This window comes from Mumia sp. ZJ430 (genome assembly GCF_011751845.1).
Taxonomy (GTDB): domain Bacteria; phylum Actinomycetota; class Actinomycetes; order Propionibacteriales; family Nocardioidaceae; genus Mumia.
The window spans coordinates 325,336-350,978 of record NZ_JAAHFK010000001.1 but is presented as its reverse complement, the minus strand read 5'-3'; the positions used below and the strand labels follow the sequence as shown (position 1 = coordinate 350,978).

30 protein-coding genes and 2 tRNA genes are annotated in these 25,643 nt (G+C 71.4%); 16 read left to right on the top strand and 16 right to left on the bottom strand.

Annotated features, from left to right (window positions below):
* Position 1: 1 nt before the first annotated feature.
* Together HCT63_RS01755 and HCT63_RS01750 are read right to left on the bottom strand one after the other, a co-directional pair.
* Positions 2-262 carry a DUF6457 domain-containing protein gene (locus HCT63_RS01755; RefSeq protein WP_167000942.1) on the bottom strand — a complete coding sequence of 87 codons (261 nt, stop codon included), beginning with the start codon at positions 260-262 and terminating at the stop codon, positions 2-4.
* Positions 259-864, bottom strand: coding sequence for an NTP transferase domain-containing protein (locus HCT63_RS01750; protein WP_167000940.1), 606 nt, complete (start codon positions 862-864; stop codon positions 259-261). The genes HCT63_RS01755 and HCT63_RS01750 overlap by 4 nt, the downstream gene beginning before the upstream one ends.
* A gap of 45 nt (positions 865-909) precedes the next feature.
* Here HCT63_RS01750 and HCT63_RS01745 point away from each other — a divergent pair, with 45 nt between their 5' ends.
* The 5 genes from HCT63_RS01745 to HCT63_RS01725 all read left to right on the top strand — a co-directional run bounded on the left by HCT63_RS01745 (position 910) and on the right by HCT63_RS01725 (position 3,636).
* Positions 910-1,725, top strand: coding sequence for a carbon-nitrogen hydrolase family protein (locus HCT63_RS01745; RefSeq protein ID WP_167000938.1), 816 nt, complete (start codon positions 910-912; stop codon positions 1,723-1,725).
* Positions 1,722-2,798 (top strand): hypothetical protein, encoded by a 1,077-nt coding sequence (locus tag HCT63_RS01740; protein WP_167000936.1) that lies wholly within the window; start codon positions 1,722-1,724, stop codon positions 2,796-2,798. Before HCT63_RS01745 ends, HCT63_RS01740 begins: the two co-directional genes overlap by 4 nt.
* 102 nt (positions 2,799-2,900) lie before the next feature.
* Positions 2,901-2,989 (top strand) — tRNA-Ser (locus HCT63_RS01735).
* 19 nt (positions 2,990-3,008) lie between these two features.
* A complete protein-coding gene (locus HCT63_RS01730; RefSeq protein WP_167000934.1) occupies positions 3,009-3,488 on the top strand; it encodes a hypothetical protein in 480 nt (159 codons plus the stop codon).
* Positions 3,489-3,546: 58 nt separating this feature from the next.
* Positions 3,547-3,636 (top strand) — tRNA-Ser (locus HCT63_RS01725).
* A gap of 93 nt (positions 3,637-3,729) precedes the next feature.
* On the opposite strand, the gene HCT63_RS01720 is transcribed toward HCT63_RS01725, so the two are convergent.
* The gene (locus HCT63_RS01720; RefSeq protein ID WP_208322218.1) at positions 3,730-4,515 is read right to left on the bottom strand and encodes an IclR family transcriptional regulator C-terminal domain-containing protein; all 786 of its coding nucleotides are present in this window, start codon (positions 4,513-4,515) and stop codon (positions 3,730-3,732) included.
* Between the two features lie 163 nt (positions 4,516-4,678).
* On the opposite strand from HCT63_RS01720, the gene HCT63_RS01715 reads away from it, so the two are divergent.
* The 6 genes from HCT63_RS01715 to HCT63_RS01690 are packed head-to-tail and all read left to right on the top strand — an operon-like array spanning position 4,679 to position 11,295.
* Positions 4,679-6,139 carry a benzaldehyde dehydrogenase gene (locus HCT63_RS01715; protein ID WP_167000932.1) on the top strand — a complete coding sequence of 487 codons (1,461 nt, stop codon included), beginning with the start codon at positions 4,679-4,681 and terminating at the stop codon, positions 6,137-6,139.
* 52 nt (positions 6,140-6,191) lie between these two features.
* Positions 6,192-7,145, top strand: coding sequence for an ABC transporter substrate-binding protein (locus HCT63_RS01710; protein ID WP_167000930.1), 954 nt, complete (start codon positions 6,192-6,194; stop codon positions 7,143-7,145).
* Positions 7,146-7,150: 5 nt separating this feature from the next.
* On the top strand, positions 7,151-7,987 hold the full coding sequence (locus HCT63_RS01705; RefSeq protein WP_167000928.1) for an ABC transporter permease: 837 nt from the start codon (positions 7,151-7,153) through the stop codon (positions 7,985-7,987).
* Positions 7,984-8,757: an ABC transporter permease gene (locus HCT63_RS01700; protein ID WP_167000926.1), complete on the top strand. Its 774-nt coding sequence runs from the start codon at positions 7,984-7,986 to the stop codon at positions 8,755-8,757. The genes HCT63_RS01705 and HCT63_RS01700 overlap by 4 nt, the downstream gene beginning before the upstream one ends.
* Positions 8,747-9,589: an ABC transporter ATP-binding protein gene (locus HCT63_RS01695; RefSeq protein ID WP_167000924.1), complete on the top strand. Its 843-nt coding sequence runs from the start codon at positions 8,747-8,749 to the stop codon at positions 9,587-9,589. Before HCT63_RS01700 ends, HCT63_RS01695 begins: the two co-directional genes overlap by 11 nt.
* Positions 9,586-11,295: a thiamine pyrophosphate-dependent enzyme gene (locus HCT63_RS01690; RefSeq protein ID WP_208322217.1), complete on the top strand. Its 1,710-nt coding sequence runs from the start codon at positions 9,586-9,588 to the stop codon at positions 11,293-11,295. The genes HCT63_RS01695 and HCT63_RS01690 overlap by 4 nt, the downstream gene beginning before the upstream one ends.
* 24 nt (positions 11,296-11,319) lie before the next feature.
* Here HCT63_RS01690 and HCT63_RS01685 read toward each other — a convergent pair whose 3' ends face one another.
* The 7 genes from HCT63_RS01685 to pcaH all read right to left on the bottom strand — a co-directional run bounded on the left by HCT63_RS01685 (position 11,320) and on the right by pcaH (position 17,800).
* Positions 11,320-12,012 carry a 3-oxoacid CoA-transferase subunit B gene (locus HCT63_RS01685; RefSeq protein WP_167000922.1) on the bottom strand — a complete coding sequence of 231 codons (693 nt, stop codon included), beginning with the start codon at positions 12,010-12,012 and terminating at the stop codon, positions 11,320-11,322.
* Positions 12,009-12,701, bottom strand: coding sequence for a 3-oxoacid CoA-transferase subunit A (locus HCT63_RS01680; protein ID WP_167000920.1), 693 nt, complete (start codon positions 12,699-12,701; stop codon positions 12,009-12,011). Before HCT63_RS01680 ends, HCT63_RS01685 begins: the two co-directional genes overlap by 4 nt.
* Positions 12,701-13,900, bottom strand: a complete 1,200-nt coding sequence (locus tag HCT63_RS01675; RefSeq protein ID WP_167000918.1) for a thiolase family protein — start codon at positions 13,898-13,900, stop codon at positions 12,701-12,703. The genes HCT63_RS01680 and HCT63_RS01675 overlap by 1 nt, the downstream gene beginning before the upstream one ends.
* Before the next feature lie 91 nt (positions 13,901-13,991).
* Entirely contained in the window at positions 13,992-15,200 is a 1,209-nt protein-coding gene (pcaC, locus tag HCT63_RS01670) for a 4-carboxymuconolactone decarboxylase (RefSeq protein WP_167000916.1), read from the bottom strand.
* Positions 15,197-16,453, bottom strand: a complete 1,257-nt coding sequence (locus HCT63_RS01665) for a lyase family protein (RefSeq protein ID WP_167000914.1) — start codon at positions 16,451-16,453, stop codon at positions 15,197-15,199. Before HCT63_RS01665 ends, pcaC begins: the two co-directional genes overlap by 4 nt.
* A gap of 4 nt (positions 16,454-16,457) precedes the next feature.
* Entirely contained in the window at positions 16,458-17,015 is a 558-nt protein-coding gene (gene pcaG / locus HCT63_RS01660; RefSeq protein WP_167000912.1) for a protocatechuate 3,4-dioxygenase subunit alpha, read from the bottom strand.
* Positions 17,012-17,800: a protocatechuate 3,4-dioxygenase subunit beta gene (gene pcaH, locus HCT63_RS01655; protein ID WP_167000910.1), complete on the bottom strand. Its 789-nt coding sequence runs from the start codon at positions 17,798-17,800 to the stop codon at positions 17,012-17,014. The genes pcaG and pcaH overlap by 4 nt, the downstream gene beginning before the upstream one ends.
* A 66-nt stretch (positions 17,801-17,866) precedes the next feature.
* Between pcaH and HCT63_RS01650 the strand changes: the two genes are divergently transcribed.
* Together HCT63_RS01650 and HCT63_RS01645 are read left to right on the top strand one after the other, a co-directional pair.
* Positions 17,867-18,610 carry an IclR family transcriptional regulator gene (locus tag HCT63_RS01650; RefSeq protein WP_167000908.1) on the top strand — a complete coding sequence of 248 codons (744 nt, stop codon included), beginning with the start codon at positions 17,867-17,869 and terminating at the stop codon, positions 18,608-18,610.
* Positions 18,611-18,722: 112 nt separating this feature from the next.
* On the top strand, positions 18,723-19,904 hold the full coding sequence (locus tag HCT63_RS01645) for a 4-hydroxybenzoate 3-monooxygenase (protein WP_167000906.1): 1,182 nt from the start codon (positions 18,723-18,725) through the stop codon (positions 19,902-19,904).
* Here the strand turns inward: HCT63_RS01645 and HCT63_RS01640 are convergent.
* Complete coding sequence (locus tag HCT63_RS01640) at positions 19,901-21,100, bottom strand: enterochelin esterase domain-containing protein (protein WP_167000904.1); 1,200 nt, start codon at positions 21,098-21,100, stop codon at positions 19,901-19,903. The two genes, HCT63_RS01645 and HCT63_RS01640, sit on opposite strands and share 4 nt — an antisense overlap.
* Complete coding sequence (soxR, locus tag HCT63_RS01635; RefSeq protein ID WP_167000902.1) at positions 21,097-21,564, bottom strand: redox-sensitive transcriptional activator SoxR; 468 nt, start codon at positions 21,562-21,564, stop codon at positions 21,097-21,099. The genes HCT63_RS01640 and soxR overlap by 4 nt, the downstream gene beginning before the upstream one ends.
* Positions 21,565-21,632: 68 nt before the next feature.
* Between soxR and HCT63_RS01630 the strand changes: the two genes are divergently transcribed.
* The 3 genes from HCT63_RS01630 to HCT63_RS01620 are packed head-to-tail and all read left to right on the top strand — an operon-like array spanning position 21,633 to position 23,487.
* Complete coding sequence (locus HCT63_RS01630) at positions 21,633-22,325, top strand: thiamine pyrophosphate-dependent enzyme (RefSeq protein ID WP_167000900.1); 693 nt, start codon at positions 21,633-21,635, stop codon at positions 22,323-22,325.
* On the top strand, positions 22,322-23,224 hold the full coding sequence (locus tag HCT63_RS01625) for a hypothetical protein (RefSeq protein ID WP_243842844.1): 903 nt from the start codon (positions 22,322-22,324) through the stop codon (positions 23,222-23,224). Before HCT63_RS01630 ends, HCT63_RS01625 begins: the two co-directional genes overlap by 4 nt.
* Positions 23,221-23,487 carry a WhiB family transcriptional regulator gene (locus HCT63_RS01620; RefSeq protein WP_167000898.1) on the top strand — a complete coding sequence of 89 codons (267 nt, stop codon included), beginning with the start codon at positions 23,221-23,223 and terminating at the stop codon, positions 23,485-23,487. Before HCT63_RS01625 ends, HCT63_RS01620 begins: the two co-directional genes overlap by 4 nt.
* 298 nt (positions 23,488-23,785) lie before the next feature.
* On the opposite strand, the gene HCT63_RS01615 is transcribed toward HCT63_RS01620, so the two are convergent.
* The 4 genes from HCT63_RS01615 to HCT63_RS01600 form a co-directional block, all read right to left on the bottom strand.
* Positions 23,786-24,220, bottom strand: a complete 435-nt coding sequence (locus tag HCT63_RS01615) for a nuclear transport factor 2 family protein (protein ID WP_243842843.1) — start codon at positions 24,218-24,220, stop codon at positions 23,786-23,788.
* A gap of 75 nt (positions 24,221-24,295) precedes the next feature.
* Positions 24,296-24,589: a DUF503 domain-containing protein gene (locus HCT63_RS01610; protein ID WP_167000897.1), complete on the bottom strand. Its 294-nt coding sequence runs from the start codon at positions 24,587-24,589 to the stop codon at positions 24,296-24,298.
* Between the two features lie 2 nt (positions 24,590-24,591).
* Positions 24,592-25,107, bottom strand: coding sequence for a universal stress protein (locus tag HCT63_RS01605; RefSeq protein WP_167000895.1), 516 nt, complete (start codon positions 25,105-25,107; stop codon positions 24,592-24,594).
* Between the two features lie 3 nt (positions 25,108-25,110).
* Positions 25,111-25,581, bottom strand: coding sequence for a GNAT family N-acetyltransferase (locus tag HCT63_RS01600; RefSeq protein ID WP_167000893.1), 471 nt, complete (start codon positions 25,579-25,581; stop codon positions 25,111-25,113).
* Between the last annotated feature and the right edge of the window lie 62 nt (positions 25,582-25,643).

Here is a 25,643-nt window from a genome sequence, read left to right as displayed (position 1 = left end):
GTCAGGTGGTCCACTCCTGGGCCAGCGCGGTCACGCGGTCGAGGGCCTGGTCGAGGTCCTCGGCGCTCCCACCGGCCTGTGCGGCCGCGAAGCCGACGAGGAACGCGGTCAGCGGGGCCGCCGGCCGTTCCACCGCGTGGGCGACCTCGCGCGCGGTGTCGAGGAGGGCGTGGAGGTCGTAGTCGGGCTCGATGCCGAGGGCCGCGCAGACGACGTCACCCCAGTCGTCGAGCGAGCGCTCAGGTCCGGTCGAAGTGCTCATGCGTCCGACGGTAGGTCCTCCGGCCGGTCCACGTCATGGCCCTCCCGCCCCCGCGTGGGCAGCTGCCGTACGTGCAAGGGCTCCAGGAGCGCCCGTACGGCCACGCCGTCCCAGTTCGCCAGGCGTGTCGCGGCCGTCCTGAGAGCGTCGCGTCGCCACGCGCTGCAAAGATATTGGGCGCGCCCGTCCGGGTCGACGAGCAGCGCGCCGTCGCTCGTGGGGGACTCGTCGACCGCCGTGACCAGGCGGTCGACCGTCTCCTGGGTCACGTACGGCAGGTCGGCCGCCAGGAGGACGGCGTACGGGGCAGCATCCGCGGAATCGCCCTCGATCGCGGCGATCCCGGCGACGACGGCGGCAGCGGGGCCGGCACCCGCAGGCTCCTCACGCGTCCACGCCACGGGACGTACGGTCGGACGCCGCGGCCCCACCACCCGCACATGCCGGCCACCGGAGGCAGCCCCGAGCACGCGGTCGAGCAGGGACTCCCCGCCGACACGGGCCGCGAGCTTGTCCGAACCGAACCGGCGGGACGACCCTCCGGCCACGACGATCACGTCGTACGGCGGGACTCCGGGCTGCACGATCGGTGAGACGGGCACGGCCTCACCCTGCCGCAGCGTGGACGGCCCTGCAAAGATGGACGTATGCAGGTCGCCCTCGTCCAGCTGAGCGCGACGACCGACGCCGACACGAACCGAGCGTTGGTCGACGACGTCCTCGGCACTCTCGGTCCGCGCGACGGACTCGACCTCGTCGTGCTCCCCGAGGCGACGATGCGTGACTTCGGCACCTCTGACGACGACCTCCGCGGGGCCGCCGAGCCGCTCGACGGCGCCTTCGCCGCACAGCTGGCAGGACACGCCGCGCGCCTCGGCGCCCACGTCGTGGCCGGCGGGTTCGAGAGCCGCCACGACGCCGCGGGCGCAGCCGATCTCCCTTACAACGTGCTTCTCGCCTTCGCGCCCGACGGCACGCTCGTGACCACGTACCGCAAGATCCACCTGTACGACTCCTTCGGCTATGCCGAGTCCGAGCGCCTTGCCCCGGGCCAGATCGCCCCTGCCGTCTTCGAGGTCGCAGGGCGGCGCGTCGGGCTGATGACCTGCTACGACCTGCGCTTCCCCGAGATGGCGCGGATGCTCGTCGACGCGGGTGCCGACGTCCTGTGCGTCCCGGCGGCCTGGGTCCGCGGGCCGCTCAAGGAGGACCACTGGTCGACGCTACTGCGCGCTCGAGCCATCGAGAACACCGTCGACGTCGTCGCCGCGGACCAGTGCGGCAAGTACGTCGGGCACAGCATGGTCGTCGACCCGCTCGGCGTCGTGGTCGCCTCGGCCGGCGAGGAGCCCGCGATCGTCCGCGCGACGCTGTCGGCCGAGCGCCTCGAGCGCGCCCGTACGACCAACCCGTCGCTGGCCAACCGCCGGATCGGCGTGACGCACGAGGTGGTGGCGCCGTGAGCAACACGTCCGGAGGCCGCCGTGCCGCGCCGCACAGGCGCGCGAGCGACACCTTGAGCTACATCCCGCCGATCCGCGAGCCTCGCTTCAGCATGAAGGCGCTGCGTGCGGCCGGGGTCAGCGGTCTGTTCCTCGCCTGGCTGGCGGGCTTCGCGGTCGCGATCACGTCCGTGGTGGCGGTCGGCTTCCCCGACCGGTATGCCCGGTACGGCGCAGCGGTGCTCGCCGTCGTCTTCACCGCCGGCGTCGCCCGGCGCAGCGGCGGCCGCAGCACGCTGTGGTCGATCCTCGTCGCCGCCTTGAGCGGCATCGCCCTGCTCACCGAGTGGTCGTGGGCCATGGCCGGCGCCTCGGTGGTGACCGCGACGTTCGGCGCGGTGCTCGCCGTCCTCATCACGAGACCGGCCGAGACTCTGTCGGGCGTCCTCCGCGAGTATGCGATCGCGCTCGTCATGGCGACCAGCGCGGCCGTCGCCGTCGCCGCCTGGAACGCCCCGCTGGTCCAGCAGCGCTATTACATCCTCGTGCTGGTGGCGGCGGTCGCGACGATCTTCGGCATCGTCTGGAGCCTCGGGGCCGGTCTGCACGGACTCGGCCGGCGCGGCGTCACGCTGATCGCGGGCGGGGCCGGCGTGCTCGCGGTGCTCCTCGTCTACAGCACGATCGTCCGCTCGTACGGCTCGCCCGAGCTGGTGAGCGCGATCGACGACACGGCGGACTGGCTGCGCGACACCATCGGCGGCGTCCCTCGGCCCACCGAGGTGCTGATCGGGTTCCCCGCCCTCGTCTGGGGGATCAGCACGCGTTCCAACCGCCGGCAGGGCTGGTGGATGTGCGCGTTCGGCGTCGTCGGCACCGCCGTGATGGCCACCGGACTCGCGTCACCGAACGCCGACGTCACGTACGTGGCGCTGTCGACGTTCTACTCGGCGATCCTCGGGCTCGGGCTCGGGCTCCTCATCCGCAAGCTCGACCCGGGCTCCACGTCGCGCTCTGGCCGTCGTGCCGCACGCCGTGAGGACGGCGACGCGTTCGTCCGCGCCGAGCCCGCGCGCTTCACCGCCCTCAAGTAGCCCGAGCAGCTGCCCTGTCGTCCGGGTCGGTGGGTGGTCGGCGAGCCCGTACGACGCTGGTGCGACAATCGACACCGGGTGTGGTGCGCGCACGACGCCCGAGGAGGGGTGCCGGAGTGGCCGATCGGAACCGCCTTGAAAGCGGTCGCTGGCAGAAGTGTCAGCCGCGGGTTCGAATCCCGCCCCCTCTGCTCCATGATCGACGGACAGATGAGTGACACGATGCAACCCACGACGTACCGCCTGACGCTCGTCCTCGCGCTGCGGCTGTTCGGCCTGCGCATGATGGTCGCCGCCGTCGGGGCCGTGATCGCCGCGGTCCTGCTCACGATCGGCGGCTCGACCGCCGTCTGGGGAGTCGTCGCGGCTGTGCTCGTGGCGCTCCTGGTGGTCGCGTCGGCCGCGGCCCTGCGCTGGCCTCCGCGCCTGATCACGCTCACGGAGACCGGATATCGCGTCCACCGCGTCCGTGGTGCCGGGGTGCGCGCGGGCTCCTGGGCGCAGGTCGAGCGCGTCGACGACATGCCGAGCCCTGCAGGCGGCACGGACCTCGTCATCGGCCTCGAGCAGGGGCGTACGACGCGGCTGCCGATGATGCTGTTCGGCATCCGCGGGCTCGACCTCCAGCGCGAGATCCGCGAGCGTCTGAACGCCTCCCACGGCTACCGCCCGTTGCCGCCCACATCGTGAGCCACGGCCCCGATTGGATCGGTCCCCGTACGACCTTGTAGCCTTGAGCGGCACGCCTGGAGGTGTCGCATAGTGGCCTAGTGCGCCCGCCTGCTAAGCGGGTTGAGGTTGAAACCTCTCGCGGGTTCAAATCCCGCCACCTCCGCCAGACGAAGCCGCGACCGGACTCCGGTCGCGGCTTCGCTCGTTCTCGAGCCGCGCGCGCCAGCCGAGTCGAGCCGGTCGTCAGCGTCGCCGCTGCTCAGGCGCCGGTGACGCGGAGGTCGCGACCGATCTGCGAGGCGGTCTCGAGCAGCGGCGGCAGCAGGCGCTCCTGCGCCTCGGCGACGGTGCCCTGGGTGGCGCTCATCGAGATGTTCGCCGCCGCGATCACTGCGCCGCCGGCGTCGCGGATCGGTGCGGCGATCGAGCGCAGGCCGACCTCGAGCTCCTGGTCGACGAGCGCCCATCCCTGCGCCGCAACCTCGTCGAGCACCTCGTCGAGCGCGGGGCGCGAGGTGATCGTGCTCGGCGTGAGCGCGACGAGATCGCCGGTGTCGAGCACGCGCGCACGCTCATCCCGGTCGAGCCCTGCGAGGAGCACCCGCCCCATCGACGTCGCGTACGCGGGAAAGCGGGTGCCGACGCTGATCGCGACCGTCATGAGGCGGCGGGTGGGGACACGCGCGACGTACACGATCTCGGAGCCGTCGAGCATCGAGACCGACGACGACTCGTTGACCTCGTCGGTCAGCCGCTTGAGGTGCGGGGTCGCGATCTCGGGCAGGGAGATGCTCGACAGGTAGGCATACCCGAGCTCCAGCACGCGCGGGCGCAGCCAGAACTCGCGGCCGTCGGTGTCGGTGTAGCCGAGGTCGACGAGGGTGTGCAGGAAGCGTCGCGCCGTCGCCCTCGTGAGGCCGGTCTGCTTCGCCACCTCCGACAGCGTCATGCGCGCATGGTCGGCATCGAAAGCGCGGATGACCGCAAGTCCTCGTTGGAGCGACTGGACGGACGCCACCGGCCGCCCCTCGTCAGTGATCGCCACGCTCGCACCTTATCCGTGATCAGCGTCCCCCCGGGGGGACGGCGTGAAGAGAGCCGCATCCACCGTTGCCCTGTGACAGGCGTCACGGTATGTTCGGATATTGCACAGACGTTCACTATGCGAACGCTCGTGAACGCTACCACGATCAAGGAGGCAGTCGCCCATGCTCGACCCAGCCATCTGGACCGGCAAGATCTTCCTCGGAGGCGAGTGGATCGAGCCGTCGGACGGGCAGACCTACCCGGTCATCGAGCCGGCCACCGGCGACGAGCTCGGCCGTGTCGGCCGGGCCGGAGCGGCCGACGTCCGGCTGGCCGCCGAGCACGCCATCGCTGCTCAGCGCGAGTGGGCGGCCCGCCCGAACAGCGAGCGCGCCGCCGTCCTGCGCCGCGCGGGCGACCTGTGGGCACAGCACGCGGAGACCATCCAGCAGTGGAACATCCGCGAGGTCGGCGCGATCCCAGGCATGGCGGGCTTCGCCCTCAGCGTCGGCGCCGCGGAGTGTTACGAAGCCGCCGCGCTGCCGTCGCACCCGACCGGCCAGGTCCTCGCCACCGAGGAGTCGCGCCTGTCGTTCACGCAGCGCGTGCCCGCCGGCGTCGTCGCGGTGATCTCGCCCTTCAACGTGCCGATCATCCTCGGCATCCGCGCCGTGGCCCCCGCGCTCGCGCTCGGCAACGCGGTGATCCTCAAGCCGGACCCGCGTACCGCGGTGACCGGCGGCGTCGTGCTCGCACGCATCTTCGAGGAGGCGGGTCTCCCGGCAGGCGTCCTGCAGATGCTCCCCGGCGGCGCGGACGTCGGCGAGGCACTGACCACCGACGAGGACATCGCGGTCATCGCGTTCACCGGCTCGACCGCCGCCGGCCGCAAGGTCGGCGAGGCCGCCGGCAAGCACCTCAAGCGCGCACACCTCGAGCTCGGCGGCAACTCCGCCCTTGTCGTCCTCGAGGACGCCGACGTCGACAAGGCCGTCAACCTCGCCGCGTGGGGTGCGTTCTTCCACCAGGGTCAGATCTGCATGACTGTGGGGCGCCACCTCGTCCACGAGAGCCTGTACGACGACTTCGTCGCCAAGCTCGCCGAGAAGGCCTCGCACCTCCCTGTCGGCAACCCCGCCACCGACCAGATCGCCCTCGGCCCGATCATCGACGAGGGCCAGCGCGACAAGATTCACGCCCTGGTCACCGCAAGCATCGAGGCCGGAGCCCGCCTGGTCACCGGCGGCGAGTACGAGGATCTCTTCTACCGCCCGACGGTCCTCGCTGACTCGCCTGTCGACGCGCCGGCGTACGCGGAGGAGGTCTTCGGACCGGTCGCGTCCGTCGTGAAGTTCTCGTCCGTCGACGAGGCGATCAAGCTCGCGTCGGCTGGTCCGTACGGGCTCTCGCTCGGCGTCGTCACCAGCAACGCCGCCGCGGGTCTCGAGGTCGCCGCCAAGATCCCGACCGGGATCGTCCACGTGAACGACCAGACGGTCAACGACGAGGCCAACGCGCCGTTCGGGGGCGTCAAGGCGTCCGGCACCGGATCTCGGCACGGCGGGGCCGACGCCAACATCGAGGCGTTCACCGAGACCCGCTGGGTCACGGTCCGCAACGAGCCACCCACCTACCCCTTCTGATCAGCCCCCTACTGGTCCGCGGGCCAGCCCCCGTACAGCCCCAAGGAGAACCATGCGTCGCATAGCCACCACCGTCCTCGCCGCGGCGGCCCTGACCCTCGTCGCCGCCTGCGGAGGCGGTGACTCCGACGACACGAGCGCCGACGGAGACACCAAGATCAAGGTCGGCGTGATCCCCATCGTCGACACCGCCCCGATCTGGCTCGGCAAGGAGAAGGGCTTCTTCGAGGAAGAGGGCATCGACCTCGAGATCACCACGACCACCGGTGGCGCCGCCGCGGTGCCGGGCGTGGTCAGCGGCGACTTCGACTTCGCCTTCGGCAACGTCGTGTCGCTCATGGTGGGCGCGGACCAGGGGCTCCCGCTCGAGTTCGTCGCCAACGGCACCTCGTCGGCCGGCAAGGAGCCCGACTTTGGCGCTGTGCTCGTGCCCGAGGACTCCACGATCCAGACGCCGAAGGACCTCGTCGGCAAGACGGTGTCGGTCAACAACCTCAAGAACATCGGCGACACGACGGTCCGCCACGCGATCGAGCAGGACGGCGGTGATCCCGAGAACGTGAAGTTCGTCGAGGTCGCGTTCCCCGACGCCCCAGCTGCGCTGGCCAAGAAGCAGGTCGACGCGATCTGGGTCCTCGAGCCGTTCATGTCCGCCGCACTGGCCGACGGCGCGCGGGTGGTCACCTACAACTACCTCGACATGTCGCCGCAGCTCGACATCGCGGGCTACTTCACGACAACGCAGTACATCAAGGAGAACGAGGACCTCGTCGAGCGCTTCACGCGCGCGATGAACAAGTCGCTCGACTACGCCGGCGACAACGAGCAGGAAGTCCGCGACATCGTCGGGACGTACACCAAGATCGACGAGGCCACCCGCGGCAAGATGGTCCTCCCAGTCTTCCGCTCGGAGTTCGACCGTGAGTCGATGGAGCTCCTCGGCGCTGCCGCGGTCAAGTACGGCACGCTCGAGAAGGAACCCGACCTGGACGCACTCCTGCCATGACCTCGATGAGCTCCGCACCTCCGGCGGCAGGAACGGCTTCACCCCCGGGTCGTTCCCGCCGCCGGGGGACCGCGGTCCCGTCGGGTGTGCTCGGGTTCCTCGGCATCGTCGGTTTCCTGCTGCTGTGGGAGCTCGTCGTCCGTGCCGGGATCGTGGAGCCCGAGTACCTCCCTGCGGCGAGCACCGTGTTGTCCGAGCTCGCATCGATCGCCACCACGGCCGCGTTCTGGGAGGCGGTCGGCTGGACGCTTCGCACCTGGGCAGTGGGCCTGGCCGTCTCGGGCGTCGCCGCGATCGCCCTCGGTCTGGTCATCGGCGGCAGCCGCTTCCTGCGCAAGGCCACCCACACGACCATCGAGTTCTTGCGACCGATCCCCTCGGTCGCGCTGATCCCGCTGGCCGTCCTGCTCTACGGCACCTCGATGCAGTCGACGCTGCTGCTCGTCGTGTACGCGGCGTTCTGGCAGGTGCTCATCCAGGTCCTGTACGGGGTCGGCGACGTCGACCCCGTCGCGGACGACACCGCCCGCAGCTACGGCCTCGGCTGGATCGCCCGGGTGCGCTACCTCGTGTGGCCGTCGGCGTTGCCGTACGTCATGACCGGCGTGCGCCTCGGCGCCGCGGTCGCCCTCATCCTCACGATCACCGGCGAGCTGGTGATCGGCGGCGGCGGAGTCGGCACGCAGATCGCGCTCGCCCAGAGCGGCGGCGCCGTGCCGGAGCTGTACGCACTGGTGGTCACGACCGGCCTCATCGGAGTCGGCATCAACCTGCTCGTCCGCGCGATCGAGAAGCGGACGCTGCACTGGCACGTCTCGGTCCGCAGGGAGGCGGTCGCATGACCTTCGTGAAGAAGGCCGCGTACGCCCTCGGCCTCCCGGTCCTCCTGATCGCCCTGTGGTGGTTCCTCTCACGCGACACCACGAACTTCTACGTCCCGAAGCCGGGCGAGCTCGCCACGACGTTCGTCGACACCTGGATCGGGGAGCGGTTCCGTACCGACATCCTCCCGAGCGTCGCGCGCTTCGCGATCGGTACCGCGCTCGCGATCGTCCTCGGCATCGCGGCCGGCGTGTGGATCGGCTCGGCGCGCCGTGTACGGAGCCTGCTCGAGCCGCTGCTCGAGTTCTTCCGCGCGATCCCACCGCCGGTCCTGGTGCCGATCCTCATCCTGATCGTCGGTGTCAACGACCGGATGAAGATCACGGTCATCGTCATCGGCGCGATCTGGCCGGTGCTCCTCAACACGATCGAGGGCGTGCGCTCCGTCGACACGGTGCTCCTCGACACCGCCCGGACATACGGGCTGAAGGGTTGGACCCGGCTGCGGACGGTGGTCCTGCCGAGCGCCGCTCCGCAGATCGCGGCCGGCGTACGCCAGTCACTCGCGATCGGCCTGATCCTCATGGTGATCTCGGAGATGTTCGCGTCGTCGTCCGGCCTGGGGTTCACGATCGTCCTGTTCCAGCGGTCGTTCGCGATCCCCGAGATGTGGAGCGGCATCGTGCTGCTCGGCCTCATCGGCGTCGCGGTGTCGGTCGTCTTCCAGCTCTGCGAACGCAAGATCCTGCATTGGTACTACGGCCAGAAGGAGGTGCAGCATGGTCGGTAACAGCGCCCCCGTCGCATCCGGCGCCCTCAAGGGCACCGATGCGCCGGTGACTCTGTCGGTCCGAGGGCTGCAGAAGATCTACTCGTCCGACAACGGTGACGTCGAGGCCGTCCGCGACCTCACCTTCGACCTGCGCCAGGGTGAGCTGGTCTGCCTCGTCGGCCCGTCCGGGTGCGGCAAGACCACGCTCCTGCGGTGCATCGCCGGGCTGCTCGAGCCGACCGCGGGCACCGTCGAGCTCGACGGCACCCGGGTCACCAGCCCGCCGAAGAAGATGGCGGTCGTCTTCCAGGAGTACGGGCGCAGCCTGTTCGCATGGATGACGGTGCGCCAGAACGTCGAGCTGCCGCTCAAGAACGCGGGCATGGGCAAGGCCGAGCGCAAGGCCGCGGTCGAGAAGGCGCTGCACGCCGTCGGGCTCGACCACGCCGCCGGCTCATACCCGTGGCAGCTGTCGGGCGGCATGCAGCAGCGCGTCGCGATCGCGCGCGCCGTCGCGTACGAGCCCGAGGTGCTCCTCATGGACGAGCCGTTCGCGGCCGTCGACGCGCAGACCCGCGCCGATCTCGAGGACCTCATCCGCACGGTGTGGAAGGAGCTCGGCGTCACGATCCTGTTCATCACCCACGACATCGACGAGTCTGTCTATCTCGGCGAGCGGGTGCTGATCCTGTCCAACTCGCCGACAGTCGTGCAGGAGGACCTCACGATCGACCTGCCGGCCGAACGCGACCAGCTCACAACGCGGTCGATGCCGCGATTCACCGAGCTGCGGGCGCACGTGTACGAGCAGATCCAGAGGGCGAAACGGGGCAAGGGAGCCGCTGAGTGAGCCCGCACCCGCCCCGCACCCCGCCGGTCGAGCCCACCCCGCCGGTCGAGCCTGTCGAGACCACCGTCCGCGACGCCACGTACGAGGTGATGCGCCGTCAGGACATGACGACGATCTTCTCCAACCCGGGCTCGACCGAGGTTGCGTTCCTCGTCGACCTGCCCGACGACCTCGACTTCGTGCTCTCGCTGCACGAGGGCTCAGTCGTCGGCATCGCCTCGGGGTGGGCGATCGCGCGGCGCGAGCCCGCGTTCGTGCTGCTCCACACGACAGCCGGCCTCGGCAACGCGGTCGGCGCGATCGCCACGGCGCGGGTCAACCGTGCACCGATGGTGATCGTGGTCGGCCAGCAGGATCGGCGCCACCTCGCGCTCGAGCCGTTCCTCGCAGGACGGCTCGAAGGGCTCGCCGGCGACTACCCGCTCGACGTGCTCTCGCCCGTACGGGCGCAGGACGTGCCGTCGGCGGTCGAACGCGCCGCGCACCGCGCCCGTACGGACCAGGGGCCGGTCGTCGTCATCGTCCCGATGGACGACTGGGAGGCCCCGTACGACGCGACCGACGTGTCCTCGCCGCGCGAGGTGCAGGCGCCACGCCCGGCCTCGGTGGACGTCGGCGCGCTCGCGGCGCTGATCGCGAGCAGTGGGCGGACGGCGATCCTGGCCGGCTCCGGCAACGACGACGTCGACGGGTGGCGCACGCTCACCGCGCTCGCCGAACGGCTCGGCGCACGGGTGTGGCAGGAGCCGTTCGGGGCACGCGCAGGGTTTCCTCAGGACCACCCGCTGTTCGCCGGGCACCTCCCAGCGGACCGGCCGCGCGTCCGGGAGGCGCTCGACGGCGTGGGCCTGCTGCTCGTGGTGGGGGCGGCGGCGATCCGCCAGTACCCGTACGCCCCAGGTCGGCTCGTGCCCGAGGGCACCAGGGTCGCGGTCGTGACCGCGGATGCGCAGGAGGCGTACCGCTCACCCGCTGACCTCGCGGTCGTCGCACCGCCGGCGGTCGCGATCGCGTCGCTGCTGGCGCACCCGGTGCTCGCGGCGATGGAGGCGCTCGAGCCCACCTCGCCTGTCGAGACCATCCCGTCGGTCGAGACCATCTCGTCGGTCGAGCCTGTCGAGACCATCTCGTCGGTCGAGCCTGTCGAGACCACGCCTCTGACCGCCGCCGACGTCTTCCGTACCCTCGCCGCCGTGCTGCCCCGCGACACCGTCCTCGTCGAGGAGTCACCGTCGTCGCGACCGCTGCTGCAGGCGATGGTCCCCGCACGCGAGCCGCTCGGGTTCGTGTCGGCGGCGATGGGCGGGCTCGGCTTCGCGATGCCCGCCTCGATCGGGCTCAAGATGGCGCTGCCTGAGCGTCCCGTCGTGACGGTGGTCGGCGACGGGTCGGCGATGTATGCGATCCAGTCGCTGTGGACCGCCGCGCGCGAGGACATCGGCGTGCTGTGCCTGGTGATGGCGAACGGCGGCTATGCGGTCATGGACCGGCTCGCCGAACGCGTCGACGGCAAGCCGCCGTGGCCGTCGTTCCTCGAGCTGTCCGTCGGCCGCGTCGCGGAGGCTTTGGGCTGCCGGGTGATCCGGGTCGACGACAAGGCCGCGCTCGAGGCGACCCTCGCCGAGGCCGCCTCACGGCTCGACCAGCCCGGCGGGCCGCTCGTCGTCGAGATCGCGGTCGCGCAGGACACGCACTTCGCGCCCTAGGCGTACGGGCGCCCCGCCCGCGCCTCAGTCCTCCAGGCGCCGCAGCGCGACAGGGAGCCGCTCGCGCAGCGCATCGACGGTGATGCCGTACGTCTCCCGTACGGTCACGCCGTCCGCGCCGACGTCGAACACCCCGTACTCGGTGTAGACCCGGCTCACGCACGCGAGCCCGGTCACGGGGTACGTCAGCGCCTCGACGAGCTTGCTCGACCCGTCCTTGGCAAACATCGTCATCATCACGAAGACGTCCTTCGCGCCGACGGCGAGGTCCATCGCACCACCGACGGCGGGGATCGCGTCGGGGGCGCCGGTGTGCCAGTTGGCGAGGTCGCCGTGCTGCGAGACCTGGAACGCACCGAGCACGCACACGTCGAGGTGGCCGCCGCGCATCATCGCGAAGGAGTCGGCGTGGTGGAAGTACGAGGCGCCGGGCAGCTCGGTCACCGGGAACTTGCCCGCGTTGACCAGGTCGGGGTCGATCGCGTCGCCCTCGGCCAGCGGGCCCATCCGCAGCATGCCGTTCTCGGTGTGCAGGACGATGCCCTTCTGGTCCGGCAGGTGGTCCGCGACGCGGGTGGGCTGCCCGATGCCGAGGTTGACGTAGGCGCCTGCCGGGATGTCGCGTGCGACGATCTCCGCCATCTCGTCGCGCGACAGGGGCTCACGGTCGGCGTGCTCCAGGGTCGCGACGCCTCGTACGGTCTGGTCGACGGTCATGTGTGCGCTCCTTCGCGGGCGGCGATGCGCTGCTCGGCCCCTACGGCGACGACACGGTCGACGTAGATCCCCGGCGTCACCACGACCTCGGGGTCGATCTCGCCGGCCTCGACGACGTCGTCCACCTCGACGATCGTGGTCGAGGCGGCAGTCGCCATCACGGGGCCGAAGTTGCGGGCGGTCTTGTGGAAGACGAGGTTGCCGAGGGTGTCCGAGCGGCGGGCCGCGATCAGTGAGACGTCACCGCGCAGCGGCGCCTCGAGGACGTAGCCGCGTCCGTCGATCGTGCGCGTCTCCTTGCCCTCAGCGAGGATCGTCCCGTACCCGGTCGGCGTGAAGAAGCCGCCGATCCCGGCACCGGCCGCGCGCATCCGCTCGGCGAGGTTGCCCTGCGGAACGACCTCCAGCTCGATCTTGCCGGCACGGTAGAGGCCGTCGAACACGTACGAGTCGGACTGCCGCGGGAACGAGCAGATCATCTTGCGAACCTGCCCTGCGGCGAGCAGCGCGGCGAGGCCGGTGTCGCCGTTGCCGGCGTTGTTGCTGACGACGGTGAGGTCACGGGCGCCCTGGCGTACGAGGGCGTCGATGAGGGTGAACGGCATGCCTGCGGGTCCGAAGCCACCCACGAGGACGGTCGAGCCGTCCGCGATGTCGGCGACGGCCGCGTCGGCGTCGAGGACGCGCATCAGGAGGCCACGCTCTCAGAGGAGCTCGTGTTCTCGAGAACCACGGCGAGGCCCTGGCCGACGCCGATGCAGATGCCGGCGACGCCCCAGCGCTGGCCGGTCGCACGCAGCACGGCGGCGAGGGTGCCGAGGACGCGTCCGCCCGACGCCCCGAGCGGGTGGCCGATCGCGATCGCGCCTCCCCACTGGTTGACGATCTCGGGGTCGATCGGCCACGCATCCACGCAGGCGAGGCTCTGGACGGCGAACGCCTCGTTGAGCTCGACGGCTCCGACCTGGTCCCAGCCGATCCCGGCACGGGCGAGGGCACGGTTGGCCGCCTCGACAGGGGCGTACCCGAACTCGTGAGGATCGAGCGCCATCACGCCGCGGCCGGCGATGCGCGCGATCGGGTCGCGGCCGATGAGGTCGGCGCCGCGCTCAGAGCCGAGCAGGACCGCGCTGGCGCCGTCGTTGAGCGGTGAGGCGTTGCCGGCCGTGATCGTGCCGTCCGGGCGGAACGCGGGCTTGAGCTTCGCGAGGCTCTCGGGGGTCGACCCCGGACGGATGCCCTCGTCACGGGTGAGGTCGACGCCGTCCACCGGCACGACCAGGTCGCCGTAGTGTCCAGCCTCCCACGCGGCATGTGCGCGCTGGTGCGAGGCCGCGGCGAAGGCGTCCTGCCGCTCGCGCGAGATGCCGAAGCGCTCTTGGAGCTGCTCGTTGCACTCGCCGAGCGAGATCGTCCACTCCTTGGGCATGCGCGGGTTGACGAGGCGCCAGCCGAGGGTGGTCGAGACCGCCTCGACATTGCCCGCCGGGAAGGCGCGCGACGGCTTCGGCATCACCCAGGGCGCGCGGCTCATCGACTCGACACCGCCGGTCAGGACGACGTCGGCGTCACCCGACTCGATCGCGCGCGAGCCGGCGATCGCCGCGTCGAGACTGGACCCGCAGAGGCGGTTGACGGTGGTGCCCGGAACGCTCGTGGGGAGGCCGGCGAGCAGCGCGGCCATGCGACCGACGTTGCGGTTCTCCTCGCCGGCGCCGTTGGCGTTGCCCCAGACCACGTCGTCGATCGCGGCCGGGTCGAGCCCGGGCGAGCGCGTCGTCGTGGCGGCGACCACGGTGGCGGCGAGGTCGTCGGGCCGGACTCCGGCCAGCGCTCCGCCGTACCGGCCGAACGGGGTCCGCACGGCGTCGAACACGTAGGCGGGCATCGCACTCCTCTGGGCCGTCATGAGGCCGATGCCGCCGCGTTCGTCATCACCGTTCGCTGTGCGAACATCGGTACGTTAGGTGAACAGGCTATCACGACTCGGGGTCGTGCTCGGCGAAAACGCTCTGCATCACCGACAGCGCGGAATTGCTCACCGGGACCCCCGCATAGACGCCCGTGTGGATCAGCACCTCGGCGATCTCCTCACGGCTCAGCCCGTTGCGCAGCGCCGCGCGGACGTGCATCGCGAGCTCGCCGTCGTGACCGAGCGCGGCGAGGAGCGCGAGCGTGATCATGGAGCGGCTCCGCCTGTCGAGCACGTCGCGACCCCACACCTCGCCCCACGCGTAGCGGGTGATCAGCTCCTGGAACGGGCGGGTGAGCTCATCGGCACGAGCGGTCGCACGGTCCACGTGCGCATCGCCCAGCACCGCTCTCCGTACGGCCATCCCGCGGTCGTACGGGTCCGCCCCGTCCCCGATTTGGGCACTTTGCGACCGTTCCGAAGGCGCCGTTGCGTCGTTAAGTGCCCGAATCGCGGACGAGACCTCGGCCGGCGACTCGGCGGGGGCGAGATGCGCGACGTCGTCGAGGAGGAGCAGACGGCCGTTCGGTACGCCGTCGGCGATCTCCTCCAGCTTCTCCGGCGGCGTCGCGGCGTCGTACGAGCCCGCGACGGCGAGCACGGGTACGGAGATCTCGCCCAGCCGGTCACGCACGTCGAAGACAGCCAGCGCCTCGCATACCTGCGCGTACCCCTCGGCGTCCGCACCCTGCAGCACGTGCAGCAGCGCGGCACCGACGGCCGGCTCGCGCTCGAGGAAACCCGGGGTGAACCAGCGCTGCGCCGACCCGCTCACCATCACCGGCGTGCCGGAAGCCCGTACGGTCGCCGCGCGCTCGCGCCACATCGACTCCTCGCCGATCTTGGCGCCCGTGCACAGCACGACCACCGAACGGACGGCGTCGGGCCCGTCGAGAGCGAGCTGGAGCCCGACCGCGCCGCCCACGGAGTCACCCGCGTACGCGAAGCCGATGGTGTCGTCGCCTCGTGCCTCGCAGACCCCGCGCGCGAACGCCAGGACACCCTCCGCGAGCTCGGCCATCGTGAACGCCTCGCCCACCGGCCCACCGTCGTGCCCGGGCAGGTTCCAGCCGACGACGTGGAAGTCGCTCGCAAGCTCGGCGGCCACCGCGGACCACAGCGTCGTCGCCGACGTGCCGAGGGACGGGCCGACGAGCAGTAGCGGGAGCGAGGAGTCGCCGGAGAGCTCGACGCCGATGATGCGGGGGGTGGTCATGCAGACTCCAGGTAGGTACGGGCTCGGGTGAGGGCGGCGTCGACGAAGAGCGGGGCCGCGCCGAGGTACGGGGTCTCGACAGGCTCGACCAGCGGAGAGGGCGGCTCGACCAGCGGCATCACGCGCCGCATGGTGGCGCGTTCGGCGAGGACTCCCGTGCCCGCCGCGTCGAGGTTGAGGCGCATCCGCTCGTGGTCGACGCGCAACCCAGCGAGGAGCTCGGAGGTCTGCGACGCCGCGACGACGGCACGCCGCGCGAGCGTACGGACGGTGTCCCACTCGGCGTGCCAGGCGCCGTCCGGGCGCTGGTCGACCGCGAGCGCGGAGGCGGTGTGCAGCGTCGCGCCGAGCGCGGGAGCGGCGATCGCCGCACGGCGAACGAGGATAGAGAGGACGGGGTTCTGCTTCTGCGGCATCGTCGAGGAGCCGCCGCGCCCGTCCGCCGCCGGCTCGGCCAGCTCGCCGACCTCTGGACGGCACAGCATCACGACGTCGGTCGCGACGTGGCCCCACGCGTCGGTGCAGGTGACGAGTGCGTCGCCGATGCGGGTGATCGGGGTACGCCGGACATGCCACGGGAGGACGTCCGCGAGGCCCAGCGCGCCCGCGGTCGCAGTGACGAGCCGCAACGACACCGCCTCGGGGTGCTCGAGCCCCCGCAGACGGGCCAGCTCCGTGCTCGCCGCGAGCGTCCCGGCCGCGCCGCCGAGCTGCGCCGGCAGCCCCGCACGCACGCGCGCCACCTCTTCGGCGGCGTCGAGCAGACCGTCGAGCCACGTGGCGGCCACGAGCCCGAACGTCGTCGGGACGGCGTGCTGCGTCAGCGTCCGGCCGACCATGACCGAACCGCGGTGCGTGCCGGCCAGCCGTACGAGCGACTCGACCTGGCTGCGCAGCTCGGACTCCACGCGGTCGAGCACATCGCGGACGCCCAGCACGAGCGCGGTGTCGACGACGTCCTGGCTCGTGAGGCCGCGGTGCAGCCACGACGCGGCGGCGGTGTCGCCGAGCCGCTCGCGCAGGAGACGGACGAGCGCAAGGACGGGATTGCCGCCACCCTCCGCCGCGACCGCGAGCGCATGCACGTCGTCGTCGCCGACGAGCCCGGTCAGATCGGCCGTCGTGGGCGCGACGCCCTCCGAGGCGAGGGCGTCGATCCACGCCTGCTCGACCTGCACCATCGCCGCAAGGACAGCCCCGTCGCTCACGAGCGCCTCGGCCCGCTCATCGCCGGGCCAGAGAAGGTCCGCCATACGGTCAGTGTCCCGGAAAACGCAGGAAGACGGTCTCGTCCTCACCCTGGAGCCGGATGTCGAAGCACAGTCCCTGCTCGTCGCGCGCGGCGATCAGCGTGCCGCGACGGTCGTCCGGGACGGACGCGAGCAGCGTGTCGGCGGCGAGCGCGTCGGCGTCGTCGGGCAGGTACGCCCGCGTGAACAGGCGGTTCAGCAGCCCGCGCGCAAACACCGTGACGGCGAAGAACGCGGCCGCGCCGTCCTCGGTCGGACCGGGGGTCAGCGTGGAGAACGTGTACGACCCGTCGCACGAGGTCGATGCGCGCCCGAACCCGGTGAACGTCCACCCGTCGCGACGCAGCGAGCCCGGCTGCTGCACGACGGAGCCGTCAGGCGCCGCCTGCCAGATCTCGATCAGCGCGTCCGGGATCGGCGCGCCCGCTCCGTCGTACACGGTCCCGTGCAGGCGGATCGCGCCGGCCGTGCCGGGAAGGACCAGGTCGCGGTCGCCCTCGTACGGGAGCGCGTAGTGGAAGAACGGCCCGACGGTCTGCCCTGGCGTGGGCGTGAGCGTGCTCATGCGTCGTCCTCCTCTTCCTCCATGTAGGTGCGCTGGCTGCCGGTCAGGACGATGTCCCACCGATAGCCGGTCGCCCACTCGTGCGACGTCAGGTCGTGGTCGTACGAGGCGACGAGCCGCTCGCGTGCCTTCGTGTCGGTGATCGACTGATAGATCGGGTCGAGCGCGAACAGCGGGTCGCCCGGGAAGTACATCTGCGTGACCATCCGCTGAGTGAAGTCCGTGCCGAACAGCGAGAAGTGGATGTGCGCCGGCCGCCAGGCGTTGTGGTGGTTCTTCCACGGGTAAGGGCCGGGCTTGATCGTCTGGAAGCGGTAGTTGCCCTCGGCGTCGGTGAGGCAACGTCCGACACCGGTGAAGTTCGGGTCGAGCGGCGCGGGGTGCTGGTCGCGCTTGTGGACGTACCGGCCGCCCGCGTTGGCCTGCCAGATCTCGACGAGCTGGTGCCGTACGGGGCGCCCCTCTCCGTCGACGACGCGACCCGCGATGACCATTCGCTCGCCGATCGGCTCCCCACCGTGCTGGATCGTCAGGTCGGCCTCGAGGGGGTCGACGTCGCGATGACCGAAGCACGGCGCCCAGCGTTCGATCGTCTCCGGATCGGCATGGTGCAGGTCCTTCGTGGGGTGGCGGAGGATGCTGCTGCGGTACGGCGGGTAGTCCAGCCGTGGCTGCGTCTCCTCGACGCCCGCACGCTGGTACGCCGCCTCGATGTCGGTGATCTCTGCGGTGATGTCGTCCTGGCTCGCCAGTGCACCGCCGGAGCTGGGGGCGGGTGAGGTCATGCCTGAACGCTAGGTGACGGCAGTCACGGCAGCGAGGTTAGGATTTCACTCAGTGGAAGGAGGGCGATGGCTGGGAACACGTCGAGCCCTGGTACGACGGTGGCCTCGCGGGTGCTCGCGCTGCTCGGCGCGTTCGATACGGAGCACCGCAGGCTGACGCTGACGGACCTCGCGCATCGTGCTGGGCTGCCGCTGCCGACGGCGCATCGGCTGGCGGGCGAGCTGGTCGCGGCGGGTGCGTTGGCGAAGCGCCCGGACGGCCGTTACGTGGTGGGGCGGATGATCTGGGACATCGGGCTGCTCGCGCCGGTGGAGACCGGGTTGCGGCAGGTCGCCGAGCCGTTCCTGCACGACGTGTACGCGGCGACGCGCGCGACGGTCCACCTCGCCGTACGGGACGGCGACGAGGTGCTCTATCTCGAGCGGATGCGCGGCCGTACCTCCGTGCCCGTCGTGAGCTCGATCGGATCGACCCTTCCGATGCACGCCACGGGCGTCGGCAAGGTGCTGCTCGCGCACGCGCCGGACGACGTACGGGCTCGCGTGCTCGCGTCGTTGACGCGGGTCACGCGCTACACGGTCACGCAGCCCGGCCTGCTGGACGAGCAGCTCGTGCGGATCCGCCGCGACGGCTACGCGACCACGTACGAGGAGATGACGCTCGGCGCATGCTCGGTGGCGGTGCCCGTACGGCGTGAGGACGAGGTGGTCGCGGCCATCGGCATCGTCGTCGCGAACCTCAAGCGTGACCGCGCTCGGCTCGTCACCGCGCTGCAGGTCGCCGCCCAAGGCATCGGCCGCCAGCTCTAAGCGCCCCCGGGTCACTCCCTGGCGCCCCCGGGTCACCTGACATGGAAGCGCCGCTTTCGCCCAGTGGAAGGTCCGGTTCGCGGTGTGAGGTGCGGCACGATCCAATGACGCCATGAGCACCGACACCCTCCGTACCGAGGTCGCCATCATCGGCGGCGGCCCGGCCGGCCTCCTCCTCTCGCACCTGCTCGCCGCGGAGGGCATCGATTCGGTCGTCCTTGAGACCCGCAGCCGCGACTACGTGGCCGCGCGCATCCGCGCCGGGATCCTCGAGCAGAGCAGCGTCGACCTCCTCACCGACGTCGGACTCGGCGCGCGGCTCGCACGCGAGGGCGACCAGCACCGCGGGATCTATCTCCAGTTCCCCGAGGAGCGCCACCACCTGGACTTCGTCGACCTCATCGGCCGCAGCGTGTGGGTGTACGGCCAGACCGAGGTCACCGCCGACCTCGTCGCGGCCCGTGATGCCGACGGGCAGCAGTTCTTCTACTCGATCTCCGACACCGCGCTGCACGACGTCGACACCGATCGCCCGTACGTGACGTTCACCGACGCCGACGGCACGCCGCGACGGCTCGACGCGGTCGCGATCGCCGGCTGCGACGGCTCGTTCGGTCCGAGCCGCGGCGCGATCCCCGGCGGGACGACGTGGGAGAAGACCTATCCGTACGCATGGTTCGGCATCCTCGCCGACGTCGCGCCGTCGACCGACGAGCTCATCTACGCGTGGCACCCGAACGGCTTCGCGCTGCACTCGATGCGCTCGGAGACGGTGAGCCGCCTCTATCTCCAGGTCGAGCCCGGCACGGATCCCGCGTCGTGGTCCGACGACCGGATCTGGGACGAGCTCGCGACGCGGCTCGGGCACGGCCAGGACGGCTGGGAGCTCACCGCCGGTCCGATCACGGACAAGAGCGTGCTGCCGATGCGGTCGTACGTGCACGCGCCGATGCAGTACGGGCGGCTGTTCCTCGCCGGCGACGCCGCGCACATCGTCCCGCCGACCGGCGCGAAGGGGCTCAACCTCGCGATCGCCGACGTCGCGCTGCTCGCTCCGGCACTTACCGACCTGGTCCGCAAGAACGACGCGCGCCTCGCCGACGCGTACTCCGACACGGCGCTGCGCCGCGTGTGGCGCTGCACGCACTTCTCGTGGTGGATGACGACGATGCTGCACCGCAACGGCGACCCGTTCGAGGAGCAGCTCCAGCTCTCGCAGCTGCGGTGGGTGACGTCGTCGGAGGCGGGCGCGACGGGGCTCGCGGAGAACTACGCCGGGTTGCCGTTCGCCTAGCGCCCACCGAGCACGGCCCGCAGGCCGTCCGCGACGCCGCCGCGCCAGCAGGCGTAGTCGTGCCCGCCGTCGTACTCGGCGTACGACAGTCCCACCCCGGCCTCACGCAGCGCTCCGGCGAGCCGGCGGTGCGGCTCGAGCAGCACCCATTCCTGCAGGCCGACCTCGAGCGCGATCGCGGGTGAGCCGCGGGGTGAGCCACCGGACGGCAGCGCGGCCACTCGGTCCGCGAGGTCGTCCTGCCACAGCGACGCCGATGACGCCACCGCTCCACCGACGATGTCAGGCCGCGCCAGGGCGACCCGCAGGGCGGTCAGCGCGCCGAGGCTCTGCCCGATCACGACGACGTCCTCCGGGCGCTGACCGACGCCGTACCCCCGCCGCATCCACGGCACGAGCGCGTCGACGATCCACCGCTCGGCGCCGCCATCGCCGCCCATCTCGCGCCACCGCGCGTCCACACCGCCGGAGTCGACGAAGAACGCGGTCACCGGCGGGATCTCGCCCTCTGCAACCAGGTTGTCGAGCGTGGTCGGCAGGTCCTGCGAGGACGTCCACACTTCGCCGTCGAGCACGACGAGGGCCGGCCCGCCCGCGGCACACCCGGGCGTCCGGTGGACCCACACCGTACGACCGTCCGGGCCGTCGACGGTCTCGCACATGCCACGGTCGACGCCCGGACGCCGTGCGAGCCACCGCTGCGCGGGCGCGGCATCGAGCGCCACGACCGAGTGCGCCACCCCACCCCGATTGAGACACGTGTCGCCGTTGCGCGGATCGGGCAGCGCGCGGTCGAGCGCCGTCCGGATCGCGACCTGGTCATCCTCGGCGACCCAGGGCGCCCGCTCGCCCGCGCGTCGCACCACGAACCCGTACGAGGCACGCCACCCGCGGCTGACCCGGTACGACAACGTCCAGAGGGTCGTCCCCGGCACGCGGCGCATCAGGCTGTCGGCGAGATGGGTCTCGTCGGTGATCCGGTTGACGAACAGCAGCACGTCCTCAGCGTCCGGGTCGTCCCACAAGAAGGTCACGATCGCCGACGCAGGATCGTCGGCAGGCTCCACGTACGGCATCGCGGGCGCGCGGCGCCACAGCGCGGTCGCGTCGGCAGCCGCCGGCTCCACGCCCAACGTAGGGCTCACCGCGACCGGCGGCCGGGTCGGGCGCGGGACCTTCGGGGGAGTGTGCCTCACGCCTTCATCGCATCCGCCACCGTGTCGCCGTCGAGGTAGCGCGCCCCCGGACCGAGCCGCGCGGCGCGGTCGCCCGGGTTCGACAGCGCGCACCGCTGCAGCGACAGGCACCCGCATCCGATGCACCCGTCAAGGTCGTCGCGCAGCCGTTCAAGCTCGGCGATCCGCGCGTCGAGCCGGGGCCGCCACGCACGCGAGAGCCGGGTCCAGTCCTTCTTAGTCGGCGTACGTCCCTCGGGCAGGGTCGCGAGGGCATCCCTGATCTCGTCGAGCGTCAGCCCGACGCGCGAGGCCGTACGGACGAAGGCGACCCGCCGCAGCATGCTGCGGACGTATCGCCGCTGGTTGCCGGTCGTGCGCTCGGACGCGATCAGCCCGAGCGACTCGTAGTAGCGCAGCCCCGACGCCGCGACACCGCTGCGTTGCGAGAGCTCGCCGATCGTCAGGTGCGGCTCGGGGGTCACCGTGCCTCCTCGGGGGGTTTCATGGCCGGGCTTGATCTCAAGTGCACTTGAACTTGCACGATACCTGCATGAGTACGACGACCGTCCCGCCACCCGTCTTCGACCTGCTCTCTCGCGTCACCGGGGACGAGAAGCACGACCCCAGCGCACACTCGACCCTCGATGTCGTCTGGGTCCTGTACGACCAGGTGCTCGACGTGGCGCCGGACCGCATCGACGACCCGGACCGCGACCGCTTCCTCCTCTCGAAGGGCCACGGCCCGGCCTCGACGTACGCCGTCCTGGCGGCCATGGGCTTCTTCCCGGCCACCTGGCTCGACGACGTGGCCGGCTGGGACTCACGCCTCGGCCACCACCCGGACCGCACTCTCGTGCCGGGTATCGAGATCGGCAGCGGCTCGCTCGGCCATGGCTTCCCGCTCGCGGTCGGCACGGCGCTCGGGCTGCGACTCCGAGGCAGCACGGCCCGCGTCGTCGTCCTCGTCGGTGACGCCGAGCTTGACGAGGGGAGCAATGCCGAGGCGATCGCGATCGCGGGACGCTTCGGCCTCGACCGCCTCACGTGCGTCGTCGTCGACAACCGCTCCGACAACCACGGCTGGCCCGGCGGGATCGGCGCACGCTTCGCGGTCGAGGGCTGGGTCACCGCCGACGTGGACGGGCACGACCACGCCGCCCTCCGTACCGCCCTCGGCCGCACCGACCCCGAACGGCCGACCGTCGTCGTCGCCCGCACCGTCGCCGAGGAGGCCGCCGCATGATCCGCCCCACGATGCGCGAACGGTTCTATGCCGAGCTCGGGCCGCTCCTCGACGACGAGCCCCGTACGGCGGTGGTGCTGGCGGTCATCGGCGCAAGCATGCTCGGCGACGCCTCCGCACGGCACCCCGAGCGCGTGATCGACGTCGGCATCCGCGAGCAGGCGATGGTCGGAGTCGCGGGCGGGCTCGCCCTGACCGGCATCCGGCCGATCGTCCACACGTACGCGCCGTTCCTCGTCGAGCGCGCGTACGAACAGGTCAAGCTCGACCTCGGGCACCAGGACGTCGGCGCCGTCCTCGTCAGCACCGGCGCCTCGTACGACGCGAGCACCGCCGGCCGTACCCACCAGGCGCCGGCCGACGTCGCCCTCCTGTCGGCGTTGCCCGGCTGGACCGTCCACGTCCCTGGGCACGCGGACGAGCTGGTGCGGATGCTGCGGCGCGCCGCACGGACCGAGGACCGCGTGTACGTCCGCATGTCGACGCAGCAGAACGCGCAGGCCTATCCGGCCGACGGCCTGCTCCACCTCGTACGGGGTGGCGCGCACACCCGCCCGCTCGTCGTCGCCGTCGGCCCGATGCTCGACACGGTCGTCGAAGCGACCCATGACCTGCCGGTCCGCGTCGCGTACACGGCGACGCCGCACCCCTTCGACGCACGGGGCCTGCGGACCCTCGCCGGCCCGGCGCCAGTCGTCGCCGTCGTCGAGCCGTACCTCGAGGGCACCAGCGCTGCCGCCGTCTCCGCCGCGCTTGCCGACCGCCCCAGCCGGGTGGCGTACGTGGGCGTGCCGCGCGACGCCGAGCTGCGTCGGTACGGCTCGCCGAAGGACCACGCCGCCGCGCACGGCCTCGACGCCGCCGGCATCCACGCACGCGTGAAGGAGCTCGTCCGATGACGGCTGCCGCCCGCGCCGCGCTCGACGCACCGGACGTCCCCTGCCGCGTCCTCGGCCCCGACCTGTGGTTCGCCGAGCACACCGACGACGTGGAGCGGGCGAAGGCGCTGTGCCTGCAGTGCCCTATCCGCGACCTCTGCCTCACCGCCGCGATCGAGCGGCGCGAACCGTGGGGCGTATGGGGCGGCGAGGTGTTCGCGAAGGGGGCGCCCGTCGCGTCGAAGCGCGGGCGAGGGCGCCCCCGCGTCCGCGAGGTCGCCTGAGGGATCGCCGTACGGTCAGCCATCGCGCCGCTCCGCGTCCGTCCCGAAGCCGTCCAGCCCCTGCCGCTCCTCCAGCGACATCAGCTTTTCGAACAGGGTGATCTGGAGCCCGGGTTGCTGGTGTGTTCTGCACTCATATCCTCGGGCTAGGCCTTGACGTCAATGTGAAGGTCAAGCCGGCCCGTTCACTTTCCGTTGGGCCCAACGGAAAGTCGAGGCCCCACCGGAAGCATCCGGTGGGGCCTGCCGTTTGCGGTGGGGCCCGACCGGACGCGGCGCCGGAGTGACCCGCGAGCGGTCAGCCGAGGAGGGACGCCGGCGCGAGGCCGGCCTCGACCATCGCGCGGTTCATCGCGTCGCGCATCGCCTGGACGGCCGAGAGCGGGCGGAGCATCACCGTGAGCTCGTCGACGAGCCCGTCCTCGTCGAGGTGCAGCATGTCGATGCCGTGCACGGCCTTGCCGTCGACCGTCGCGCGGAACACGAGGATCTCCGCCGGCACCTCGTCTCCCTCATCGGCCAGCGACCCCGAACCGTCGAGCTCGCCGACGTAGCGGAAGTCCTCGAAGACGACCATCACGAGCGACAGGACCTGCTTGACGAGGTCGCGTCCCTGGAACGGCGAGAACTTCACCGGGCTGTGGAATGTCACGTCGCTCGCCAGCACGCCGTCGAACGCGTCGACATCGCGAGCCTCGACAGCGGCACGGAAGCCCTCTGCGGTGTTCGCCACGACCACCATCTCCTGAGTAGTCAACAAAGTGAGTAACCAGGACCGTACGCTGCGACCGGCAGCGGACGCAAGACCTCAGTCGTCGGTGTTGAAGAACGCGCGGTGCGCCGACAACAGCTCCACCTCGGGCCGGCCCGCGACGAACTGCTCGACCCGATCGAGCACCTCGATGACGTGACCGTTCTCGCCGGCCACGACCGCGACACCGATCGCCGCGCGCCGATAGAGGTCCTGCTCACCGGTCTCGGCGACCGCGACCTCGAACGTACGGCGCAGGTCAGCGACCAGCGGGCGTACGAACGCGCGCTTCTCCTTCAGCGTGTGGACGTCACCGAGCAGCAGGTCGAACTCGATCGTGCCGACCCACATGGTCAGGCGTCGTCGGAGAGGCTGGAGTCCAAGACGTTGCGGGCGGCCGGCGACGCGTCGACGCTCTCGGGGTGGACCACGATGACCGTCGCCTGTGCGTGGCGGACGACCTGCTCGCTGACCGAGCCGAGCACGAGCCCCTTGAAACCGCCGAGACCGCGGCGTCCGACGACCACCGTCGACGCCTTGTCGGACGCCTCGATGAGCCGCGGAGCGGGCTTGCCGTGCACGGCGCAGGTGCGGACCTCGACGCTCGGGTAGTCGGCGACCAACGGCGCGATGTCCTCGTCGAGCCGCTCGACCACGGCGCCGGCGAAGTCCTCGAGGGGCGGCATGTAGCCGGGCTCCCACGTCTTCGGGCGCGGCGCGGTCGTGAGGACCCAGGCGCGGGTCACTGTCACGGGCTGGCCGGTCAGGTTGCCGTATTCGAGCGCCCAACGCACCGCCTGGTCGGAGAAGTCGGATCCGTCGTGGCCGACGAGGATCCCGCCGTCGAAGTCGATCTCCTTGGTGGTCATACCTCAAACTATCGCGCAGCGCTCAAGATCAGTGAGCCAGACTCCCGGCGCCACCTCGCGTTCGGCGACCCGTACGAAGCCGTGCTGCGCGTACAGCGCCAGCGCGGGCGCGTTCGCGCTGCCGGTCGACACGATCGTGCGGCGCGTGGGCTCCCACGCGGCCAGCGTCTCGAGCAGGAACGACGCGACGCCGCGGCGATGAGCGGTCGGGGCGACGACGAGTCGGAACACGTCGACGGTCCCGTCCTCGAGCACGTCCCACGAGACGGCGCCGACCAGCCGGCCGCCTTCGTACGCGCCGAGGAATGACTCCTTGCTTGCGCGCAGCTCGTCGAGCGTCTCGTGCAGCATCGGCAGCTCGGTGAACCCGATCAGCTCCGCCTCGATCGCGTACGCCGCCCTCTGCACGGCAAGCACCTCGCGCGCGACGTCCTCGTCGGACACGTCCACCGGCAAGATCTCGAGGTCGTCCACGACGCCACCGTACGGGGCTGCGGTCGTCCCCTCCGTCGACGCCGTCCTCCGCCGCCGCTGGG

Coding starts and splice junctions, on each gene's coding strand:
- pcaG (WP_167000912.1), bottom strand. CDS start 17,015: ATGAGCACGCTCACGCCCACGCCAGGGCAGACCGTCGGGCCGTTCTTC.
- HCT63_RS01680 (WP_167000920.1), bottom strand. CDS start 12,701: ATGCGCGTCCTCGACGCCGACGCGGCCGTCGCCGACATCGCGGACGGC.
- pcaC (WP_167000916.1), bottom strand. CDS start 15,200: ATGACCACCCCCCGCATCATCGGCGTCGAGCTCTCCGGCGACTCCTCG.
- HCT63_RS01645 (WP_167000906.1), top strand. CDS start 18,723: ATGAGCACCGACACCCTCCGTACCGAGGTCGCCATCATCGGCGGCGGC.
- HCT63_RS01695 (WP_167000924.1), top strand. CDS start 8,747: ATGGTCGGTAACAGCGCCCCCGTCGCATCCGGCGCCCTCAAGGGCACC.
- HCT63_RS01705 (WP_167000928.1), top strand. CDS start 7,151: ATGAGCTCCGCACCTCCGGCGGCAGGAACGGCTTCACCCCCGGGTCGT.
- HCT63_RS01700 (WP_167000926.1), top strand. CDS start 7,984: ATGACCTTCGTGAAGAAGGCCGCGTACGCCCTCGGCCTCCCGGTCCTC.
- HCT63_RS01715 (WP_167000932.1), top strand. CDS start 4,679: ATGCTCGACCCAGCCATCTGGACCGGCAAGATCTTCCTCGGAGGCGAG.
- HCT63_RS01620 (WP_167000898.1), top strand. CDS start 23,221: ATGACGGCTGCCGCCCGCGCCGCGCTCGACGCACCGGACGTCCCCTGC.
- HCT63_RS01745 (WP_167000938.1), top strand. CDS start 910: ATGCAGGTCGCCCTCGTCCAGCTGAGCGCGACGACCGACGCCGACACG.
- HCT63_RS01730 (WP_167000934.1), top strand. CDS start 3,009: ATGAGTGACACGATGCAACCCACGACGTACCGCCTGACGCTCGTCCTC.
- HCT63_RS01675 (WP_167000918.1), bottom strand. CDS start 13,900: ATGCCCGCCTACGTGTTCGACGCCGTGCGGACCCCGTTCGGCCGGTAC.
- HCT63_RS01665 (WP_167000914.1), bottom strand. CDS start 16,453: ATGGCGGACCTTCTCTGGCCCGGCGATGAGCGGGCCGAGGCGCTCGTG.
- HCT63_RS01610 (WP_167000897.1), bottom strand. CDS start 24,589: ATGTGGGTCGGCACGATCGAGTTCGACCTGCTGCTCGGTGACGTCCAC.
- HCT63_RS01755 (WP_167000942.1), bottom strand. CDS start 262: ATGAGCACTTCGACCGGACCTGAGCGCTCGCTCGACGACTGGGGTGAC.
- pcaH (WP_167000910.1), bottom strand. CDS start 17,800: ATGACCTCACCCGCCCCCAGCTCCGGCGGTGCACTGGCGAGCCAGGAC.
- HCT63_RS01685 (WP_167000922.1), bottom strand. CDS start 12,012: ATGACCGTCGACCAGACCGTACGAGGCGTCGCGACCCTGGAGCACGCC.
- HCT63_RS01710 (WP_167000930.1), top strand. CDS start 6,192: ATGCGTCGCATAGCCACCACCGTCCTCGCCGCGGCGGCCCTGACCCTC.
- HCT63_RS01650 (WP_167000908.1), top strand. CDS start 17,867: ATGGCTGGGAACACGTCGAGCCCTGGTACGACGGTGGCCTCGCGGGTG.
- HCT63_RS01630 (WP_167000900.1), top strand. CDS start 21,633: ATGAGTACGACGACCGTCCCGCCACCCGTCTTCGACCTGCTCTCTCGC.
- HCT63_RS01605 (WP_167000895.1), bottom strand. CDS start 25,107: ATGACCACCAAGGAGATCGACTTCGACGGCGGGATCCTCGTCGGCCAC.
- HCT63_RS01625 (WP_243842844.1), top strand. CDS start 22,322: ATGATCCGCCCCACGATGCGCGAACGGTTCTATGCCGAGCTCGGGCCG.